At 55.1% G+C, this 19,511-nt stretch carries 19 protein-coding genes, 1 tRNA gene and 1 pseudogene; 15 read left to right on the top strand and 6 right to left on the bottom strand.

The window, feature by feature from the left end; translation table 11 throughout:
- The first annotated feature begins 166 nt into the window (after positions 1 to 166).
- Entirely contained in the window at positions 167 to 898 is a 732-nt protein-coding gene (locus tag J4721_RS01730; RefSeq protein WP_275541774.1) for a DeoR/GlpR family DNA-binding transcription regulator, read from the top strand.
- 300 nt (positions 899 to 1,198) lie between these two features.
- On the opposite strand, the pseudogene J4721_RS01725 reads toward J4721_RS01730, so the two are convergent.
- A pseudogene (locus J4721_RS01725) lies at positions 1,199 to 1,561 on the bottom strand (transposase); the annotation flags it as partial.
- Positions 1,562 to 2,000: 439 nt separating this feature from the next.
- On the opposite strand from J4721_RS01725, the gene J4721_RS01720 reads away from it, so the two are divergent.
- A complete protein-coding gene (locus J4721_RS01720; RefSeq protein WP_044041053.1) occupies positions 2,001 to 2,525 on the top strand; it encodes a hypothetical protein in 525 nt (174 codons plus the stop codon).
- A gap of 402 nt (positions 2,526 to 2,927) precedes the next feature.
- Here J4721_RS01720 and J4721_RS19690 read toward each other — a convergent pair whose 3' ends face one another.
- The 5 genes from J4721_RS19690 to J4721_RS19825 all read right to left on the bottom strand — a co-directional run bounded on the left by J4721_RS19690 (position 2,928) and on the right by J4721_RS19825 (position 6,099).
- Positions 2,928 to 3,254 carry a hypothetical protein gene (locus tag J4721_RS19690; RefSeq protein ID WP_260079300.1) on the bottom strand — a complete coding sequence of 109 codons (327 nt, stop codon included), beginning with the start codon at positions 3,252 to 3,254 and terminating at the stop codon, positions 2,928 to 2,930.
- On the bottom strand, positions 3,251 to 3,598 hold the full coding sequence (locus J4721_RS19685) for a hypothetical protein (RefSeq protein ID WP_102859787.1): 348 nt from the start codon (positions 3,596 to 3,598) through the stop codon (positions 3,251 to 3,253). Before J4721_RS19685 ends, J4721_RS19690 begins: the two co-directional genes overlap by 4 nt.
- A 791-nt stretch (positions 3,599 to 4,389) precedes the next feature.
- Positions 4,390 to 4,466 (bottom strand) — tRNA-Arg (locus tag J4721_RS01710).
- A 103-nt stretch (positions 4,467 to 4,569) separates the two neighbouring features.
- Positions 4,570 to 5,058, bottom strand: coding sequence for a DUF995 domain-containing protein (locus J4721_RS01705; protein WP_102859786.1), 489 nt, complete (start codon positions 5,056 to 5,058; stop codon positions 4,570 to 4,572).
- 117 nt (positions 5,059 to 5,175) lie between these two features.
- Complete coding sequence (locus J4721_RS19825; RefSeq protein ID WP_102859785.1) at positions 5,176 to 6,099, bottom strand: calcium-binding protein; 924 nt, start codon at positions 6,097 to 6,099, stop codon at positions 5,176 to 5,178.
- 528 nt (positions 6,100 to 6,627) lie between these two features.
- Between J4721_RS19825 and J4721_RS01695 the strand changes: the two genes are divergently transcribed.
- From J4721_RS01695 to J4721_RS01635, 13 genes are all read left to right on the top strand, one after another.
- Positions 6,628 to 8,184 (top strand): ABC transporter substrate-binding protein, encoded by a 1,557-nt coding sequence (locus J4721_RS01695; RefSeq protein ID WP_102856081.1) that lies wholly within the window; start codon positions 6,628 to 6,630, stop codon positions 8,182 to 8,184.
- A 151-nt stretch (positions 8,185 to 8,335) separates the two neighbouring features.
- On the top strand, positions 8,336 to 9,316 hold the full coding sequence (locus J4721_RS01690) for an ABC transporter permease (RefSeq protein WP_014881734.1): 981 nt from the start codon (positions 8,336 to 8,338) through the stop codon (positions 9,314 to 9,316).
- Positions 9,313 to 10,260, top strand: a complete 948-nt coding sequence (locus J4721_RS01685) for an ABC transporter permease (protein ID WP_211001971.1) — start codon at positions 9,313 to 9,315, stop codon at positions 10,258 to 10,260. Before J4721_RS01690 ends, J4721_RS01685 begins: the two co-directional genes overlap by 4 nt.
- 5 nt (positions 10,261 to 10,265) lie before the next feature.
- Positions 10,266 to 11,258, top strand: coding sequence for an ABC transporter ATP-binding protein (locus J4721_RS01680; protein WP_014881732.1), 993 nt, complete (start codon positions 10,266 to 10,268; stop codon positions 11,256 to 11,258).
- Positions 11,255 to 12,289 (top strand): ABC transporter ATP-binding protein, encoded by a 1,035-nt coding sequence (locus J4721_RS01675; protein ID WP_014881731.1) that lies wholly within the window; start codon positions 11,255 to 11,257, stop codon positions 12,287 to 12,289. The genes J4721_RS01680 and J4721_RS01675 overlap by 4 nt, the downstream gene beginning before the upstream one ends.
- 50 nt (positions 12,290 to 12,339) lie before the next feature.
- Positions 12,340 to 13,263, top strand: a complete 924-nt coding sequence (locus tag J4721_RS01670; RefSeq protein ID WP_211001970.1) for a LysR family transcriptional regulator — start codon at positions 12,340 to 12,342, stop codon at positions 13,261 to 13,263.
- Positions 13,264 to 13,531: 268 nt separating this feature from the next.
- Positions 13,532 to 14,422 (top strand): LysR family transcriptional regulator, encoded by an 891-nt coding sequence (locus tag J4721_RS01665; RefSeq protein ID WP_102884434.1) that lies wholly within the window; start codon positions 13,532 to 13,534, stop codon positions 14,420 to 14,422.
- Between the two features lie 214 nt (positions 14,423 to 14,636).
- Positions 14,637 to 15,335, top strand: coding sequence for a glutathione S-transferase family protein (locus J4721_RS01660; RefSeq protein WP_211001969.1), 699 nt, complete (start codon positions 14,637 to 14,639; stop codon positions 15,333 to 15,335).
- A 519-nt stretch (positions 15,336 to 15,854) separates the two neighbouring features.
- Entirely contained in the window at positions 15,855 to 16,457 is a 603-nt protein-coding gene (locus tag J4721_RS01655; protein ID WP_014889286.1) for a hypothetical protein, read from the top strand.
- Positions 16,458 to 16,494: 37 nt separating this feature from the next.
- Positions 16,495 to 16,911 (top strand): thioesterase family protein, encoded by a 417-nt coding sequence (locus tag J4721_RS01650; protein WP_014889285.1) that lies wholly within the window; start codon positions 16,495 to 16,497, stop codon positions 16,909 to 16,911.
- A gap of 23 nt (positions 16,912 to 16,934) precedes the next feature.
- Positions 16,935 to 18,128 (top strand): acyl-CoA dehydrogenase family protein, encoded by a 1,194-nt coding sequence (locus J4721_RS01645; RefSeq protein WP_102875467.1) that lies wholly within the window; start codon positions 16,935 to 16,937, stop codon positions 18,126 to 18,128.
- A 40-nt stretch (positions 18,129 to 18,168) separates the two neighbouring features.
- On the top strand, positions 18,169 to 18,750 hold the full coding sequence (locus J4721_RS01640; protein WP_102875466.1) for a hypothetical protein: 582 nt from the start codon (positions 18,169 to 18,171) through the stop codon (positions 18,748 to 18,750).
- Positions 18,747 to 19,433, top strand: a complete 687-nt coding sequence (locus J4721_RS01635; RefSeq protein WP_102859782.1) for a M23 family metallopeptidase — start codon at positions 18,747 to 18,749, stop codon at positions 19,431 to 19,433. Before J4721_RS01640 ends, J4721_RS01635 begins: the two co-directional genes overlap by 4 nt.
- Positions 19,434 to 19,511 lie beyond the last annotated feature (78 nt).

Below are 19,511 nucleotides of genomic sequence, written 5' to 3'. Positions count from 1 at the left end.
TTTGCGAGTCGCCTTATCGCTGAGAACCTTGACAGGTTTGTAACAGTTACTTGAAGGTTATATTTATATTGCAGTGCGCCGCCGAGTTTCCTAACATTATGGAAAAATTGATATTTTATTAGAGGACCCTGCTGTGCAAAGGGGTGTTACCCAGCGAAGAGATACGATCATATCGCTATTGTCAGAGAATGATATGCTTTCGGCTATGGATCTTTCGTTCGAACTTGATGTCTCTGTTCAAACGATCCGCGCAGATCTACGGGATCTGGATGAGGCCGGCTTGGTACAGCGGCGTAATGGTACCGTGCGACTGCGCCAACAAAGCGAAAATATCGGCTATCTGCCACGCGAAGGGATTGCACGGCAGGAAAAGCAACGAATTGCTTTATCAGTCAAGAACTTGATCCCAGATGGTGCGCGCTTGGCTTTGGGCACCGGCACGACAGTAGAGACATGCGCGCGTTTTTTGGCCTCGCACAAGGACCTATTTGTGGCCTCCAACAGCATTCACGCGGTCTGCGCTTTGCAACATGCTCAGGGCGTTGCGGTTGAACTGGCAGGTGGGGCTGTCCGAATGCGCGACCTGGATATGATTGGGACGCCTGCACTTGAATTTTTTTCTAAATTCAATGTGAACTATGCCGTGTTCAGCTGCGGCGGCCTGTCGGAGACCGGCAGAGTAATGGATTATAATTCTGACGAAGTAACCGCACGCACAGCTATCGCCAATTGCGCTAAAAATAGCATTCTGGTTATGGATAGCACAAAGAACGGGTTGGATTTGACCTGTCAGACTGGGAATGTCTGGGACTTTGACGTTGTGGTCACAGGTGCAACCTTTTCAAAGCCAATTCTACAAAGTTGTGCGCGACATGGTTGCCGCGTCATTCAAATATGACGATGGGATAATTCTGCGGGTATCTGGCGAATTTTAGGCTTGGCGTAAAAGAGGGATGCTCCAAACAAAAACACCTATCGCCGATCCATACGAGCTTCGTTATGTGCGCAAATAAGACATTCAATGCGGATGGCTCCAAGGGGCACTCTGGGTCGTTCGCATAACTTTGCCAAGGTCGCTTCTCTAATTGGGTGTTTGGGTCAAGCTCGTTTTCCTTGATCGCTGGGTCATTGTCACTCATCCGGGTCACATGTCTCTTCGCAGTCTGATTGATGCTCTGTTGGCATCGTGCAGCATGATCCCGAGCAGATCGGCTTGGCGGGTCAAACTCAGCTTGTGGTCGCGGTTGGTCATTTCTTTACGCTCCCCAACAGACCGGCCTTGGCGAGCGCTTCGCGCAAAAAAACCGTTTTCCAGCGTCAACTGGCCAATCTTCGCGTGCAACTATTTGACATCGATCTCGGGCTCCTTCGACGCCTTCGGCTTGTCGTCAAAAACGTCTGTCACGCCGTCTAGGAGCTGGTCTTTCCATTGCTTGATCTGGTTTGGATGAACGTCAAACTGCGTCGCCAATTCGCTCATCGTTTCGTCGCCCTTCAAAGCTGACAATGCGACTTTCGCCTTGAATGCCGGGCTGTGGTTCCGTCTGGGTCGTCTTGCCATCGTTGCTCCTTCGTCCCGGCACGCCGCCGGATCAGGAGCGGAAAATCCACCTAGCTCAACTGTTCATATTTCTCGGGCCACCTCTTGTGATCGTACTGGGAGCTCGACCTCGAAACAGAGGTAGCCCAACTACGCATACTATCTGCGCTTCGCTGCCCTTGGTGCTGTCCGCAGCATCACCTGAGACAGCTTAGCCCTGCCGAGCGTCCGCTTCGGGGAATAATTGACCATGGAATTTTGCACTGACAGCATCATGGCACCCGCCGCCATGTCTATGTCCGCTCCGGGCTGGCTGGCGTCCTCTGAGGACCGGGAACATGTGCGCGCACGCTGCAACCCTGCTGGTGCATCGCCGCAAGGCAGCAAGAACCCTCTTTGACCGATGCTGCAGTTTACATAAAGGTCTGCTACGCTGCCATGATCGAACTTGGAGAAGCCTATGGATGATCAGCACCCAAACGCTGAACGCGCATATACCCGAAAACAATGGAAGCGGGCAGTCAATTCGTCAGCTGTTCTTGGTTGGCTGTCGATAGCGGTTCCTATTTCTGCCGGTATGAACAGTGCCGGACTTCTCCAATTCTTCAGCATATTGATTTGGGCCGCAGCCATCGGCCTCCCGATTGCATTTATTGCGAGCTGGCTAATTGCGGCTCCGATACTCAACAGACTAATGCGAAAGAATATTTCTTGGTTTCAGGCTGTAATTTGGGGAGGGGCGATCATGTTTCTCATAGCTCTGGCAAGCATTGCAATCGGACGGTTCCGAGGCTGGATACAGTCGGTGGACCCCAGCTCTTTCTCTCAATTAGGTGGTGGCGACAAAGTTCGAGAGATAGATGGCATCCTGACTTCATATGGTTGGCTAAACCTTGCTCAGAACACAGCAACGTTCGTTGCGATTGGAATGGTCATTTCCCTTGTTGTTCGATTTGCAATCGGGCCAGGCGGTCGGATTTCCTAGTCGGTTTCTGACATCGGCGCAGCCGTAGCGAAAGGTAACTTTGTCCACATCCCGTCCGTTCGATGATGGTTGGTGGCTGCACTTGCGGCGAAGGTCTGCTCCATCCGTTGCTCGTGCAGCATGGGACCGCCGTCCGGCTGGCAGATTTCACGACTTTGCAAAGGTCACTAACTGCGCTTCGCTGACTTCTAAGCAAAGAGCGGCATTCCCAGGGCTAGCTGAGCAGCCTTGAAGGCCCGCTAACGGGAAGACCCTCGCGCTCGCAGCAGTGCCTTGTCCGCGCCCTGCATGAATGTCCGCTTAGGGCTGCGAGCAGTCATCGGTTTCGATCCTAAGTCAGCCGTTCCGGGATTGCCAACCCAAATCCTGCAGCAGACTAACACGAGGTTTGGGCGATCACGGCTAGAAACCAAGCACGCTCTCTCGTCGGTGTTGATCCTCCAGCGACACAACATAATGGACAAAAGCCGGACATTCTTCCACCGAACGGCTTATCAAGTGGGTCAGCATTTTGAGGCCGCGCTTTTGTCGATCAGTGAACTGGGATCGAGCATAGTTTAAGTCTGGTGCGGGCGTTCGATTCACGAAGCCAAAAAACTTTCCGAGAAGGCCTGCCATCACGTCGGACACCTGCACCCATGGGTGGTCCTTCGAGTCAACGAATGAAAAGTTGCTTAGAGGAGCGTTGCCATCCCGCAAATCAAGATCACGGAGATAGGCTTCGATCACCACCTCAGTGTCCCGGATGTGCGTGGAATTTTTGAATAGAGCGATGCGTTGGAGGTAAAAGTCTCCAAATCCGTCGATAAGAACGTTGGGGGCTCGTCTTCGAGGTAAGGGAGCGCGTCCAGTTCAGCTGCAATTTGGAGTAGCCCTTTGAGCATTTGAAAGTTGAAGGGGGGTAGCAATTGGCGTTGGATCTCTAGCAGGTCGCGCAGTTCCGCGATGAACGCTGCCAGCCGATCATGCTCGACATCTGGATAGGTGTACTGTTCAAGCAAGTTCGCGCTCATCCCCACGTTATCGCGCAAAATCGTGTAGAGATCGTTATTGAGTATGGGAGCGATCATCATGAGATACACGTTGGCATTTTCGGTGATGACGGAATCAACAATGAACCAGTAGAGTGGGTCAAGGACGTGGTAGTGGACGAACAGGTTTTGGCTGAACAGCTAATCGAGCAACGTCTCAATTTTCGAAGAGTTCAGAAGATTGAGGAAATCTCCCTTGCCCAAGTGTGCCAGTTTAAGCTCTTTCGTCGAGTTCTGAAGCCGGAACACTGACGGAGATCCTCAAACTCTAGCAGGGGCGGCGCATCCCGGTGGGCGATCCCATCGAGTACGAAGCACTGCGGCGCTCGGACGTTCAACCCGTTGGGCGTCAAATGCAGGCGCTGTATGTTGTTGGCTTCATCGTAGTGTATTGTGTAAGTGCAATCGACGTTGGGAAGGCGCAAGCACGGGTCCGCGGAGTTCGTTGATATCAGTCATCGTGTCCGTCGTTAGGATAGGTTATCTGCTCTACCTTTTAGGGCGGAGACCGCTTGAAGGTTGCATAATTAGAAGCGCTGAAACGTCGATCATAAAAAGTGTTGCGTCGGGCGCCCCCAAATGAAACCTATGCGGGGCCAAGCTCCGGGTATGGTTAGTTTGTCCTGCTCAGCCATTTTTTCCTGATAGACCTTGAACGGCCGCTTGGCGCCGTTCGCGTCATGCCGCGCGGGCGAAGGCCTAGCAGGCGATCAGAGTCCGCTTAGGGCTCTTTTGGCATCTTCGCGGCCTGCCGCATGAACGTACGTTTTCTGAGTTAGGGTCAGCAACCTGACAAGAAGGTCAGTTTTGCTTGGCGTTCAACAAGGAGGTAATGGCGGACCGAGGAGGATTCGAACCCCCGACCCCTTGATTCGTAGTCAAGTACTCTATCCAGCTGAGCTATCGGTCCACTGCGGCGGGGTTTATGCGTAGCAGAGCACGGGCGCAAGCCAAAAGCGAAGGGTCGGACAGATTTTTGCCCGACCCTCGAATTGGATGTTTCTTTGCGGCAGTCAGAAGCCCAGTTTCGAACGGGTCTGCCGAACCTGTGTCTGGAATTTATATCCACGCACCAGACCTGCGTCCTTTCCCATCGGCCACCATTCTGGGTCATTTGGCCAACTGCGCCACATGACGCCCCAGGCATCGACGACATGGCTGATGCAGGATTTGTCGCTTGCGCTGGCGCCAGCGCGGCGCCCGCTGGGATAATACCAGACAAGATCCTGGCACATCTGGCCATTAGCATCGACGCTCCAAGTACCCGCGCCCAGGTTTTCACTTTGGTCAGCACACCAGGCCCTTGCCTGACCGCCTGGCCCGAAATAGATGCCGCCACCACAGTTGTTGGTCCAAAGCTCGGTCTTCCCAGAGTAGATCTTTGCAATCTTCTGTGGGCTTGCGATCTTCGCGCTGCGTGGCAACGGATCCGCAGCTGCCGCCATCGGCAGGATGCAAGACAGTGCTGCGGCAACGAGTTTACACTTAACAGTTATCATCATTTACCTCCTTCGATGAGCCTGAAGTCGGCTCGCTTGTTGCCGTCAGTCGGCCCAGAAAGCAGCCGATCTGAGGGCTGATGCGGGGTCGGTGAGACATCTGGCCCTATGGCCACTATATCAGAACAGAAAGTGGTCTGCGCTTTGTAGTTCGGAAAACGCCGTGTCCTCGACCAGTATGGTCACATTGGCAAAATAGATCGCGGCATCGTCGCCGACCTGTGCGAAGTCGACGTCGTCCATACTCTCCGCTCCACGACCCAGTTTGATGCGGTCAACGCCAACCTCAAAGTCGGTTATGCGATCTGTGTGATCGCCCTCATTGAACACAAAGATATCGGCCCCGTCACCGCCTGTCATGACATCATCCCCGGTTCCGCCGTACAGGCGATCAACACCGGCGCCGCCGCGAATTGTGTCACTGCCTGACCCACCGATCAGGCGGTCATTGCCACGACCACCTCCAAGTAGGTCGGCTCCCACGCCGCCGAAGATGACATCACGGCCAACACCACCGCGTAGTACATCGTCGCCACCATTGCCGTGCAATGTGTCGGCTCCCGAACCGCCGCGAAGAACATCAGCACCCAACCCGCCGGTCAGAAAATCATTACCAGCCCCGGCCGCTACGGTATCGTCGCCGGCGCCCAGCGAAACCCGATCTCCGCCAGCATAGGTTCGAATTGCCGTTACATTGTCATTCAAGAGTGCGGTGATTTGGTCATCGCCGGAGAGAAGTTCTCGTGCGACGTCTTCGGCGCGCAGCGAAACGAAACGGTCAAAACTCATCGAGATGTCAGAAATCGAGACGATCGGGGAGCCATCAAGCGAATGATCCATCGAGAAAATCTGCCAATCGGCCTGATCGTCGCTAGAGAAATCGCCGCCTAAACGCAGAATTGACCCATCTTCGCTGATCTGTTCGAGCTCGGTCGGTGAGACGACGGTTCCGAACGATGTACGAGAGGTTTCAAACCCGTCGAAAGCCAAGTAATTGCTCAGCGAGGACACGCCTGGAAACGACGCAACGAATACATTTGCCATTGAGGGCTCTCTTTCGCGTTAGATGGAACGATTTGACTAAAAGCGATAGGGTTTTTCCGGATTGCACGCAAATCTTTGGCCGACAATCATGGTTAACGAAGCATTAATGGGCGCACATCGCGCACAAAGACCCTCGATGCAATCGACTGTTTCTTGATCCGCTACGAGGGCTCGATGCCGTTCGCCTTTGCTACGTCCTGATTCTTGGTGTCACGACTATTCGGAGATCGCGCGGCTCTAGGCCGAAAATGGCGCAGATGTTTGATCGTTGTGCGCAAGTTTCAGCACAAGTCGCCACCTTCGGTTCTGCTGTCGACGCTGATTCTACCGCCCCAAATAGCAGCTGTTCTATGTGGAAAATGGGATCCGGGTTTGCCGTTGGCAGCCTGAAAATGCCTGTAATAATTTGAAAAATATTAGAAAATATAGCTATACGCATTTTGCATAGCCGCATTGCAATCGGCATTGGATTGTTCGCCAGCGCTGCGATACCGATGATGTAACAATACCGTAACGGGAGGACGAATAATGAAACATTTTGCGAGCACGCTCGCTGTTGCCACGCTGACGGCGACCCTGAGCACGGCAGCAATGGCGGAAGTGACCATCAAGGTCGCCTACGATGCCGATCCGGTTTCGCTGGACCCGCACGAGCAGCTGTCGGGTGGCACTCTGCAGCTTTCGCACATGGTTTTTGACCCGCTAGTGCGCTGGACAAAAGACCTGCAGTTCGCGCCACGTCTGGCCGAAAGCTGGGAGCAGATCGACGAGACCACGATGCGGTTCAAACTGCGCGACGGTGTGACCTTCCATAGCGGAAATGCGCTGACGTCGGCTGATGTCGATTGGACATTTGACCGCCTGAAGGCCAGCCCTGATTTCAAAGGTATCTTTGCACCTTTCACTGACGTCGAAGTCGTTGACGAGCTGACATTCGACCTGAAAACATCCGAGCCTTATCCGCTGATCTTGCATACAGCGACATATATTTTCCCGATGGATAGCCAGTTTTACTCCGGCACTACCGAGGACGGTAAAGAAAAGGCCGAGCTCGTTAAGCACGGCGACAGCTTCGCCTCGCGCAATCTCTCGGGTACTGGCCCCTTCACCGTCACCGAGCGTGAGCAGGGCGTGAAGGTGATCTTCGACCGCTTTGACGGCTATTGGGACAGCGCTTCCGAGGGCAATGTCGACAAGATCATCCTCACTCCGATCAAAGAAGATCCGACACGCGTCGCAGCGCTGTTGGCAGGTGACGTTGATTTCATCGCGCCCGTTCCGCCGACGGATCTGAAGCGGGTTGAGGAACACGATGGTACCACGCTGATCACCGAGCCCGGCACCCGTATCATCACGTTCCAACTGAACCAGAACCGCGTTGAAGCGTTCAAAGATGCCCGCGTTCGCAAAGCGATCGACTATGCGGTGAACAATGCCGGCATCGTGGACCGCATCATGCGTGGCTTCGGCACCGTTGGTGCACAGGCCAGCCCGGCCGGTTACCTTGGTTATGATGAGAGCCTGACGCCGCGCTTTGACGTCGAGAAAGCCAAAGCACTGATGGCTGAGGCTGGTTATGCGGATGGGTTTTCCGTCACCATGATGGCGCCGAACAACCGCTATGTGAACGATGATAAAATCGCTCAGGCCGTGGCTTCGATGTTGGCGAAAATCAACATCAAGGTTGATCTGCAGACCATGCCCAAGGCGCAATATTGGCCGACATTCGACGAGCGCGCTGCGGATATGATGATGATCGGCTGGCATGCGGATACTGAAGATTCCGCTAACTTCCATCAGTTCCTGACCCATTGCCCGGATGAAACCACCGGCAACGGTCAGTACAACTCCGGCAACTACTGTAACCCGGAAGCGGATGCGCTGATGGCGGAAGCCAATGCGACAACCGACCAGACCAAACGCGGTGAATTGCTGCGCAAGCTGGAAGGCATCCTTTATGCAGACGCTGCCTTCATTCCGCTGCACTGGCAGAACCTGGCCTGGGGTGCGCGCGACGGTGTCCACGCTGAAAAAATCGTGAATGCTTTGAACTTCCCCTACTTCGGCGATCTGAAAGTCGACTGATAGGTTTCAGGCCGGGGCAGCAGGTCTGCCCCGGCTATTTCGAAATATTCCCCAGATTTTCACCACTTCTTTATGGGCATGTCCCTGCCGCCCGCCGGGCGTCAATAGCGTTGTGCCCATCAACAAGTGACTGATACAAGGTAACTTAAACATGCTCGCCTACCTCGTGAAACGCGTGTTCCAGGCCATCGCGGTGATGTTTGCCATCTCGCTGATCGGCTTTGCCATTCAGGACAACCTCGGTGACCCCCTGCGGGAGCTGGTCGGTCAGTCCGTGTCGGAAGAGGTCCGTCAGCAGCTGCGCGACGAACTGGGCCTGAACGACAGCTTTGTGACCCAATATGTCCGCTTTCTCGGCAACGCGCTACAGGGGGATCTCGGCACCAGCTACTTCTTCAAGGAACCCGCGCTGGATGTGATCCTGAAAAAGCTTCCGGCAACGCTTGAGCTGGTTATGGGGGCAACCCTGATCATTGTCGGTCTGTCCGTTCCCCTCGGCGTCTACACCGCGATCAAACCCAATACGATCCTTAGCCGCCTGATCATGGGCATCTCGATTGTCGGGATCTCCGTTCCGGTGTTCCTGACTGCGATCCTGATGATCTTCGTTTTCTCGGTAGAACTTGGCTGGTTCCCCTCCTATGGGCGTGGCGACGTTGTCCATGTCTTCGGTTATTGGGACACAAATTTTGCCACCGCTGATGGCTGGGTGCATATCCTGCTGCCCTCCGTCGCCCTGGCCTCGATCATGCTGCCGCTGTTTGTGCGCCTGATCCGGGCTGAGATGATGGAAGTTCTGCAAAGCGAATACGTGAAATATGCCCGCGCCAAAGGCATTCGTCCCTATCGCATTTACTTCATCCATGCGCTCAAAAACACGTTGCTGCCGGTGATTACTGTTGGCGGCGTTCAGATCGGAACGATGGTGGCCTATACCATCCTGACCGAGACCGTTTTCCAGTGGCCTGGCATGGGGTTCATGTTCCTGGAGGCCGTCAACCGCGTCGATACCCCGCTGATCGTGGCCTACCTCATCATCGTGGGGTTCATCTTTGTGGTCACCAATACCATCGTTGACCTGATCTACGGGCTCGTCAATCCAACTGTTAATATTGCGAGGATGGGCGCATGAGCAGCCTTAGCACAAACCAGAGCACACCATCGCGGTTCAGTCGCCTTTGGAATTCCAACATGGGTTACAGCTTTCGGCGCAACCCTGTGGCGATGGTCTCCTTTGCGGTCTTCTCGGTTATCACCATCGCTTCAATTCTGGCACCGGTTCTGGCTCCGTTTGACCCCTATGATCCTGCACAAATTGATATCATGAACAGTGAATACCCACCGGTCTGGATCGACGGCTCGGATTCTCAGTTTGTGTTCGGCACCGATGATCAGGGACGCGATCTATGGTCCACCATCCTCTATGGAACGCGGTTGTCGCTGCTGATTGGTCTTTGCGCGGTGGCTTTGCAGGCTTTCCTTGGGATCTCTATCGGGTTGGTGGCTGGCTATGTCGGCGGACGGCTCGACAGCCTGCTGATGCGCTTTGCTGATATCCAGCTGTCGTTCTCAACATTGATGGTGGCCATCATCTTCCTTGCGGTGACGCAGGCAATGTTCGGCAGCGAGACGTTCAATCAATATGCAATCTACTTCCTTATCGCGGTGATTGGCGTCGCCGAATGGCCGCAATATGCCCGAACCGTACGCGCCACTGTTCTGGCCGAGAAAAAGAAGGAATACATCGACAGTGCCCGCGTGCTCGGCTTTGGCCCGGTGCGGATCATGGTCCGTCACATTCTGCCCAATTCACTGTCACCGATTTTTGTGATCTCCACTGTACAGGTGGCCAATGCGATTATTTCCGAGGCCTCACTCAGCTTCCTGGGTCTTGGGATGCCCCCCAGCCAGCCCTCGCTCGGATCGCTGATCTCCTCGGGCTTCGACTACATCTTCTCGGGCAGTTGGTGGATCACCGCCATCCCCGGCGTGGTTCTGGTGGTCCTCGTTCTTGTCATCAACCTCTTGGGTGACTGGATGCGTGACGTGCTGAATCCGAAACTTTACAAAGGATAAGAGCGATGTCGTTGCTTTCCGTTCGCGACCTGACGGTCAAATTTGCGATGCGTGATCACACCGTCACCGCATTGAACCAGATTTCCTTCGACCTTGGCAAAGGTGAGCGCCTGGGCATCGTCGGTGAATCCGGCGCCGGTAAATCCATCACTGGGTTTTCGTTGATGAACCTGCTCAGCCGGCCGGGGTTCATCGACAGCGGTCAGATCCTGTTTGGCGACAAGGATATCGTTAAGCTGTCGGACGCCGAAATGCGCAAGATCCGCGGCAATCGCATGGCGATGATCTTTCAGGATCCGATGGTCACGCTGAACCCGGTTTTAACAATCGGCCAGCAGATGGTTGAGACTCTCAAAGCGCACCGTTCGCTGAGCAAAGCTGAGGCAGAGCAGATCGCGATCCTGAAGCTGCGCGAGGTTTATATCCCCTCACCCGAGGAACGTTTAAACCAGTATCCACATGAATTGTCTGGCGGTATGCGACAGCGGATCATCATTGCGATGGCGCTGCTGCTTGATCCCGAACTCATCATCGCGGATGAACCGACGACGGCGCTGGATGTGACCATTCAGGCGGATATCATGGAGTTGCTGCTGGAGCTGTGTCAGTCCAACAAGGTCGGTCTGATCCTGATCACCCATGACCTTGGCGTCGTCAGCCAGATGACTGAGCGAACCCTGGTGATGTATGCGGGGCGCCTGATCGAAGCCGGTCCAACCCGTGAGATTATCAACGACCCGCAGCACCCCTATACCCAGGGACTGATCAATGCGCTGCCGCAACAAACTCTGCCGGGCCAGCGACTGAAACAGATCCCCGGCAATATGCCCGGTCTGGCATCCATCCCACCGGGCTGCCCGTTCAGCCCGCGTTGCGAATATGCGGTCGACCATTGCCGCAAGGTCTTGCCGGAAACAGTCAGCTACCGTCAGGTCGAGGTCGCCTGTCACGAAGTCTCCCGCCTGCAGAATGCCAGCCTTGAGGAGGCAAGCGTATGACCACCCAGACACAAGACAGCAAACCATTGCTTGAGCTGAAGAACCTTGAGAAACGCTTTGAGCTGGACAAAGGGTTCCTGGAAACCATCAAGCTGCGCGGCGGCCGCATCACCCGGGAAAAACGCGCCGTTCATGCGGTGAACAATGTCTCGCTCAGTGCCGATCGGGGAGAGGCGTTGTGTATCGTCGGTGAATCGGGCTGCGGCAAATCTACAGTCGCCCGTCTGGTTGCGGGGTTGCTGGCGCCGAGTGGCGGCGAAATCCACTATGACGGTGAACGGATCGATGATCGCTCGCGCGGGGAGATGATGCCTCTGCGCAAGAAGATGCAGATGATTTTTCAGAACCCTTATGCTTCTCTCAACCCGCGTATGACCATTCAGCAGGCACTGGAAGAGCCAGTTCGCCACCATAATCCTTCTCTGTCGCGCGGGGAAGTTCGTGACAAGGTTTCAGAGGTGATGCGGTCCGTTGGTGTGGATCCCAGCTGGTCCAGCCGCTATCCGCATGAGTTCTCCGGCGGCCAACGCCAGCGGATCGCGATCGCCCGGGCGCTGACGGTGGATCCTGAGTTTATCATCGCGGATGAACCCATCTCGGCGTTGGACGTCTCGATTCAGGCACAGGTTCTGAACCTGATGCTGGAAGCCAAAGACCAGCGCGGGTTGACCTATTTCTTCATCACCCACGATCTGAGTGTTGTGGAGCATTTCGGCACCCGCGTTGCGGTCCTGTATCTCGGCACATTGTGCGAACTGGCCGATACCCAGACCCTGTTTGAAAACCCGAAACACCCTTACACCAAGGCTCTGCTGTCGGCAGTCCCGCAGCTGAAAGACCAGGGACAAAACCATATTCGACTGCAAGGTGAGATCCCGACGCCGATCAACCTGCCTCAAGGTTGCCCCTTCCAAACGCGCTGTGCATTTGCGAATGCTAGATGTCGCGAGTCGCGGCCACGGCCACTGCGCCAAGCAGACGGCAGCACCGTTGCCTGCCACGCAGTCGAAGAAAATAGGCTGAACAGCTAAACACCGGAACCCCCGGCCCACTGGATGACCCCAGAACGGACCTAGGCAAGTTGGATATTATCTGGCTCAGAGATTTTGAAGCGCTGACAACGCATAAGAATTTTTCGCGCGCTGCGGAAGAACGCAATGTCAGCCAACCTGCATTCTCCAGGCGCATTCGTGCGCTGGAGGATGAGGTCGGCGTGAAGCTGATCAACAGGCAAACTTTTCCGCTGTCTTTGACGCCGGCCGGGGATGTGTTCCTGTCGCAGGCAAAAATCATCCTGCGCACATACTCCGAAACACTGGAACGCTGCCAGACTATTGATGCTGCAGGTGAAAACGTCATTCGCTTTGCGTCGTCACAGTCGCTTTACATGACGCATTTCCGGGACCACATCGAACCTCTGATGGAGGCCGGCGGGCTGGATGTTGATCTCAATTCAACCAGCTGGGCGGCCGATCAATTTGTGACCGCTCTGCAGCAGCGGTATTGCGACGTCATCCTGACTTATTGGCATCCGGCAATGGACTTTCTCTCACCGCTGGAAGTCAGCAAGTGCGACTACCTTACGCTGTCAGAAGACGAATTCATCCCGGTATCAAAAACCGATGCCGACGGCAGCCCGCTGTTTGATCTGCGCCGTGATCCCAAGCGACAGATACCCCTTCTGTCGTATGGGAGTGCATCTGCACTGAGATCGGTTCTTGACCACACTCTGCGGCAGCAGATTTCGCCGCCAAACCTGCTGGTGGTGAACCAAAATTCTCTGGCCAACTCGGTCAAGGCAATGATTCTGGAAGGTTTCGGGCTGGGATGGCTACCGCGTAAACTCTGCCAAGCTGAACTCACCGAGGGCCGTCTGGCGGTTGCCGGTGGAGAAGCGTTTGTGACCCCCCTATCGGTCCGCCTTTATCGCGAGACTGAGAATAGCAAACCCACTCTGAACAGCCTGTGGCGGCGGATGGGGGACAGCGCGACGTCGATCAGCTGACGTCCGTGTCGTTACTCTGTCGTTACCTCTGGTCGCCATGACGCGGCCTGTCGCTCATCAGCTCGCTGATGAGCGCGAACAAGCTTAATCCAGTTGAAATTGAAAACAGGCGGAATGCAGCCAACTACCGCTTTGCGAGTGTTTATGTTTTGACTTCACGCAAAAGGCGCATAAAAGGTGTTCTGAGTGCGCTGACCAGGGGTGGCAGCGTGCCATTGTATAGCGGCGCTATTGTCCTTGGCGCCCTATGACATCTGAAGGGGTAACCATGGATATCAGTCAACTCAAGACCTTTGTCACCGTGGCAAGGGAAGGAAGTATCACGCGCGCGTCAGAACTGCTGTTTCGCAGTCAACCTGCCGTCAGCGCCCACATCAAAACGATGGAAGACACGCTTGGCCTGACACTGTTCCAGCGCACACCACGCGGAATGAGCGTCACCACCGATGGTCAGCGGCTCTTGGTTGAAGCGCGGCAACTGTTGGACAATCACCAGAAGTTTTTGGAGGAAGCCTCTCGCTTGCGTGGCCGCTTGGCCGGTCAGCTGCGGGTGGGTGCCGGACGCAACCTGGGGTCAACCGAGGTGAGCCGTCTGCTCGCAGATCTGTCGAAGAACTTCCCGGATCTGGAAGTCGCTTTGCAACATGGCACATCCTCCAGTGTGCTGGACGATATTCGCAACGGGCGGCTGGATGCCGGCTTTTTCATCGATCCAGATGAGGCGCATACCGATCTGGAAACGCTGGAAATTTCGCATTTCAGCGTTTATCTCGCCGCTGCCCCGGATCTGGTGTCGGAACGTTCTGATCTCGATTGGGCTCGGCTTGAAACCCTGCCCTGGATCTATCCGACCTATAGTTCATGCTGCGGGCGCATTGCGGAGCGCCTGTTTAAGGAAAACGGCATCCAGCCCGCCCGCATCATCAATGTTGACGACGAAACGATTACTCGGACCTTGATCGCAAGCGGTGCCGGCATCGGGCTGGTTCATGTCAGTTCTGCGGGGACCGAACCGGTGAGCGGCGATATCGCCCTGCTTCTTGAAGTTCGCAAATCCACACGTGTCTTGTTCGCCCATCTCGCGTCCCGTGCAAAAGACCCCATCATCAGCGCCGTACGTGATCTTCTGCATACCGAACAGATGGCTATACCGGCTTAACATCACGCCGCAATCACACCCGCAGACTGCCAGCCAAGCGGTGCTATTCACCCCTGCCAGCACATCAATACAGCTCTTATTTCTCCGCCCGGGAGTTTTATAACAAACATATTGCCGATTTCATCTATGTGGGTAAAGTTCTGATAATTACTGAGAATTGATTCCTGATTTTCAGGCTACGATCTTTCCTATAATTTCAATATGGAGCGCCCAGATGGACCGCAGACTATACAGCCTGTGTGGCGAGGACGGAAAACGTCACTATTCACCACATGTATGGAAAATAATTATGGCCCTGAGTCATAAAGGGCTAGAATACGATCTTATCCCTGTCTCTTTCGCAGATATCCCAAGTGTAGAAGATGGAAGCTATAGCAGCGTTCCTGTGCTACGTGATGGCAATACGGTTTTGGGAGAGAGTTTCGACATTGCCCGCTATCTCGATGAAACCTATGCTGACGCTCCGGCTCTGTTCGATGGCAAAGGGGCGGTAGCGCTGACCCGTTTCGTGGAAAGCTACTGTAAGACCGTCCTCCACCCCAGCCTCGCGACCATTGCTGTCATGGATATGCACAATCTGATGTCCCCGGCTGACCAGGTCTATTTCCGATCCGCCCGTGAACGCCGGTTTGGCATGCCACTTGAGGTTATGGCCGAAGGTGGCGAGGCCGAACGCGCGTTGCTGCCGGAAAAACTTTCGCCGATACGCGACCTGCTGGCCACCCAGGACTGGCTGTCCGGGGCGATGCCTGCCTATGCGGACTATACCCTTTTCGGTACCCTCCAGTGGTGTAACGTATGCGCGCCCAACACACTGTTTGAAAAAGATGATCTCGTTTCACACTGGTTTGAGCGCTGCCTTGATCTCTATGACGGCGTTGGTCGGAACCCGGCTCAGTCAGACCGACACTGACAGTGGCCCTCATGGGTAGTCCCCTCTGATTATTCCGGTATGTCGCCGTCGCGGACCTTAAAAAGCGTGACGCCGACTGTAAGATGTATCCAACTGACCAAAGCCTGTTTCGCTCCAGAGAGTGAAGCAGGCTATCTTTTGGACCTCAAACTGACGACCTTATCGTGTGAGCGACATTCCGCCCATCTATCTAGTAACACGCTGGATGCCACACGTGACTTGTAGCGCTAATTTCCGCTTTTCCACGCCATTCGTGAAATTATGACCCATTCCTCATTATACCTGAGGAACAGCATCAGGTTTTTTGAATTGTTCAGCGAAGCCTTTACCGCTTCGATGGGGTCAAGAAATTAGATTCGTTTAAAACTGTGACGTAGGGCTGGCGCAAACCTAAACAAGAACCCACCACAACAATCATGAAAATTTGTCCTTACCTCAATATCCAAATAAAATTTGGGTAAATTGATAAGGCATCGCAAATGCTCTCATATCAATACCATTTAGCGGAAAAGACAAGTGATGGATCTTCAAATCGAAAATAACGCCGACCCCGAGTATATTCCGCACCCCGAAACATTCGGCTGGGTGAAACAGGTTCATACACTAGGCCCGGCTGGTACAAATTGTGAGCGTGCAGCCCTATCCTGGGCAATGCGACGTTGTCAGGGCGCTTCGGTAAAACTGCACCGGACGATGGAACAGGCCGCAGACAGTGTCGCTTGCCAGGATGGAGCGGTTTTGGTTGGCGTGGTGGCTTACCCGCATCTGCACTCAATCATCTACGCGCATATCCAGAAGATGAAACTGCTGGATGTGTTCATCATGAATACAGACAATATGGTCCTCGCCTCCCGCACCGGAGCGGAGCCCAAGATCTGCGCGACCCATCCTGCACCTGAAAAGCTGCTCCCGATCACGGTTGAGCGGCGCTTTGTCTCCAGCAACGTCATAGCCGCGCGCGACTGTGCCGAGGGCCACGCCGACGGCTGTATCACCACGCTCTGCGCGGCCGAGAAATTCGGGCTGCCAATTCTGCGCAAATTCGGTCCCGTTCCTATGGGATTTACCATCCATGGTCCGCTGGAAAAGCGGGCCTGCCAGGACTGCACCCAGCACGCCTGAGCCTGCCCCGACAATCTACACCAACAGGAGAGACACCATGTCCAACAAAGCCTTCGAAACCCCGGTCGAAATCCGTTACCGCGATACCGATTCCATGGGCCATGTCAGCAGCCCCGTCTATTATGACTACATGCAGTCTGCCTATCTGGAATACATGCATGACCTTCTTGAGCTGCCAAAGTCCGAGAAACTGCCCCATATCATGGTCAAAACCTCCTGCGACTACATTTCTCAGGCGTTGTATGGCGACAACCTCGTCGTTTGCAGCCGGGTGATCAGCTTCGGCGGTAAGAGCTTCGAGATGGAACATGTGATGCATATCGACGATGGCGATCGCCGCGTCGTAGCCAATGCCAAATCGGTGCATGTGATGTTCGACTACGACAAACAGGCCACCTATCCGGTGCCGGATGCCTTCAAAGAAAGCGTTGCAGCTTTTCAGGAAACCGCCTGATCCCTGTTTGCGAGGACGAAGACATGCAATTGAACTGGACAGCTGAGCAGCAGCAGACCCGCATCGCCTTTGCGGCGATTGGGAAAATGGCCGACCCGGATGAGCTGCACCTGGGGCGTCGGGCTTTTGATCAGCGCACTTGGGATCGGCTGACCGCCGCTGGTTTGTGGCGGATGATCGTGCCGCGCGAATTCGGCGGTGATGGCCGGGATTGGTGGGGCTTTACTGCCGCGCTGGAAGGTCTTGCGGCCACCTTGCGTACCCCCGGAATGTTGCTGTCGGTGATCGCGCAAGCTGGTATGGTTCGCGCATTGGACCTGTATGGCAGCGACAGTCAGAAACGCGAATATCTGGGCCGGATCCTCAATGGTGAGCTGAGTGCAACTGCAATCGCGGATCCCGACACCGGCACCGATGTGCGCGCAACATCGTCGCTGTTGACCCCTGGTCCCAATGAGACCTTCCGTTTGAGCGGCGCGAAATACAACATCGCCCATGCCCCGGTCGCCAGCTTCATTCTTGTTGTCTGTAAGCTGAGTGACCACGGGCGCGAAGGCATTTCACTCGTATTGCTTGATGCCGATAGCCCCGGTCTTACGATTGGCGCGCAGGATCGCAAGCTGGGTAATCTGGACCTACCGACTGGCCAAATGCGATTTGATGATGTGCCGCTCCACTACGGCCATCTTCTGGGCGAACCGGGAGCAGGCCTTCGGAACCTTGTGAATATCGTCTCCATGGGGCGTCTGTACTATGGTCTGGCGGCGGCTTGGTTGATTGAACCTATGCTTACTGAGGCATTTGATTTCTCCAAGAAACGGACGACGTTTGATGTCCCGATCATCGAGCATCAGTATATTCAGAAAAAGCTGACCGATATTCGCATCGGTACCGAAAGCGCAAAGTGGGTATCCTACGGCGCCCTGCACCAGCTGCTCAGCGGTGCGCCGGAAGCCGCGATGACCTGTTCGATTTCCAAACTCGTCGGTGCCGAAACCATCGTCGAGGGTGCGATGGACCTGATGAAGCTCTACGGCAGCAAGGGCTACCACGAGGGGCAGATTACCACCTTTCTGCGGGATGCTCTGGCGTTCTGCAGCGTGGGCGGCACCGAGGAAATGCACCGCCGCAATATTTTCGGCCAGATGGCCCGGTTGCACGCTAAGGCCAAGAAAGCCACCGATCCCGCAACGGAAAAAACGCTGGAACCCGCCTAGAGCGGAGCAAACTTCAATAGACGAAGACTGGAGAGAAACGATGACCTCATCCCCCTGTGCCAAAGCTGCTGGAGCGATCGTGGCTACAGCTGCGGCGCTTACGCTGATGGCACTCCCCGCCCTTGCGATCGATAAACCCTCCGGGGAACCCGCTACACGCGCCGTGAGCAGCATTGACTGGGCGGCCGCCACATCCGCATTTCACGAGGCAAGTGCAGACGACCGGGCCCTCACGGCTGCGTTTCTCGCAACCGAGCCTGACGGATTTGATGATATGGCTATGGCTGTCATGATCCTCGGGAGCAATACTGCGGCCGGTCTCCCAGCGTTTCGAGGGCAGCGAGATGCCTACACCGCCTACTACCAATTGGAGGGCGCTCAAGTGAGTGTCCTGGGGAGCCGAACGCATCTTGTAGACGTGCCCGGACTGACCTTCAAACATCAAGCCCGATCCTATGAGTCCATCGGCGACGGGGCTGATCATATGCTTAGCCGCTTTGGCGGGAGCTACACGTTGCGGATCACCTGTGATGCGCCGACCGAGGATACGCGCTGTATTAAGCCAGACTATCTTGCCGAACTGGCACACTCCCTCACGGTAGTGAAAGGAGCGGATCAATGACACCACGCGCAACAAGCCTCTTTTGCGGCGCTCTCGCCCTCTCGGCACTGATTATCGCCGCTCCAGCAAATGCAGATGACCGCTTCAAGGCGCCCGGTGACCTGATCAAAGATACCGGTATTGGTCTCTCGATCGGGGCGGTTCTCTATCCCGATATGCGTTTCCCTCTGGAAAGTGGACCAGCCTATGCGAACTCCCACGTTTATGCGCCCGGCGGGTTCAAGGGGAATGGCGGAAGCCAGTGTGACACCGTCAATTACAGCTATCCGTGGCGCGACAATTTCTGCGAGCTGCGACGTTCAGACCTGCCGGTCTGTGCATCCGGCGGCCATCAGGGACAAGATATTCGCCCCGCAACCTGCCAGAGCGACACCCATTGGGCGGTTGCCGTAGAGGACGGCGTGATTGCGCATGTAGGACGCTTTGCCCTGACCTTGCAGACGCCCTCCGGCACGCTTTATCGCTATGTTCACATGAATATGGACGATCTCGCCGTTGCCCCGCTGGACAAGGTGTCCAAAGGCGATCGCCTTGGCAGAGTGTCGAATTCCTGGATCTCGGAACTGCCGATTCATTTGCATTTCGACGTCAAGGAAACGGTCCAGATCGGCGACGAAACGCGTTCAGTCTTTGTGCCCCCTTACAGCAGTCTGGTGACCTCCTATCGCCAGCTGACAGACTGATCTGCCTGGCGGAGGAGGGGCCCCTGACCTCCTCCGCCTTTTTTCGACAGGGGCGCATCCTCGCCGCATCAAGGAACT

The sequence above is a fragment of the Phaeobacter sp. HS011 genome (genome assembly GCF_018101215.1).
In the GTDB taxonomy this organism is placed as follows: Bacteria; Pseudomonadota; Alphaproteobacteria; order Rhodobacterales; family Rhodobacteraceae; genus Phaeobacter; species Phaeobacter inhibens.
This window is presented reverse-complemented; position numbering and strand designations above follow the sequence as displayed.

Coding starts and splice junctions, on each gene's coding strand:
- J4721_RS19825 (WP_102859785.1), bottom strand. CDS start 6,099: ATGGCAAATGTATTCGTTGCGTCGTTTCCAGGCGTGTCCTCGCTGAGC.
- J4721_RS01695 (WP_102856081.1), top strand. CDS start 6,628: ATGAAACATTTTGCGAGCACGCTCGCTGTTGCCACGCTGACGGCGACC.
- J4721_RS01655 (WP_014889286.1), top strand. CDS start 15,855: ATGGATCTTCAAATCGAAAATAACGCCGACCCCGAGTATATTCCGCAC.
- J4721_RS19685 (WP_102859787.1), bottom strand. CDS start 3,598: ATGATGATCGCTCCCATACTCAATAACGATCTCTACACGATTTTGCGC.
- J4721_RS01690 (WP_014881734.1), top strand. CDS start 8,336: ATGCTCGCCTACCTCGTGAAACGCGTGTTCCAGGCCATCGCGGTGATG.
- J4721_RS01640 (WP_102875466.1), top strand. CDS start 18,169: ATGACCTCATCCCCCTGTGCCAAAGCTGCTGGAGCGATCGTGGCTACA.
- J4721_RS01680 (WP_014881732.1), top strand. CDS start 10,266: ATGTCGTTGCTTTCCGTTCGCGACCTGACGGTCAAATTTGCGATGCGT.
- J4721_RS01645 (WP_102875467.1), top strand. CDS start 16,935: ATGCAATTGAACTGGACAGCTGAGCAGCAGCAGACCCGCATCGCCTTT.
- J4721_RS01720 (WP_044041053.1), top strand. CDS start 2,001: ATGGATGATCAGCACCCAAACGCTGAACGCGCATATACCCGAAAACAA.
- J4721_RS01685 (WP_211001971.1), top strand. CDS start 9,313: ATGAGCAGCCTTAGCACAAACCAGAGCACACCATCGCGGTTCAGTCGC.
- J4721_RS01675 (WP_014881731.1), top strand. CDS start 11,255: ATGACCACCCAGACACAAGACAGCAAACCATTGCTTGAGCTGAAGAAC.
- J4721_RS01650 (WP_014889285.1), top strand. CDS start 16,495: ATGTCCAACAAAGCCTTCGAAACCCCGGTCGAAATCCGTTACCGCGAT.
- J4721_RS01635 (WP_102859782.1), top strand. CDS start 18,747: ATGACACCACGCGCAACAAGCCTCTTTTGCGGCGCTCTCGCCCTCTCG.
- J4721_RS01705 (WP_102859786.1), bottom strand. CDS start 5,058: ATGATGATAACTGTTAAGTGTAAACTCGTTGCCGCAGCACTGTCTTGC.
- J4721_RS01665 (WP_102884434.1), top strand. CDS start 13,532: ATGGATATCAGTCAACTCAAGACCTTTGTCACCGTGGCAAGGGAAGGA.
- J4721_RS01660 (WP_211001969.1), top strand. CDS start 14,637: ATGGACCGCAGACTATACAGCCTGTGTGGCGAGGACGGAAAACGTCAC.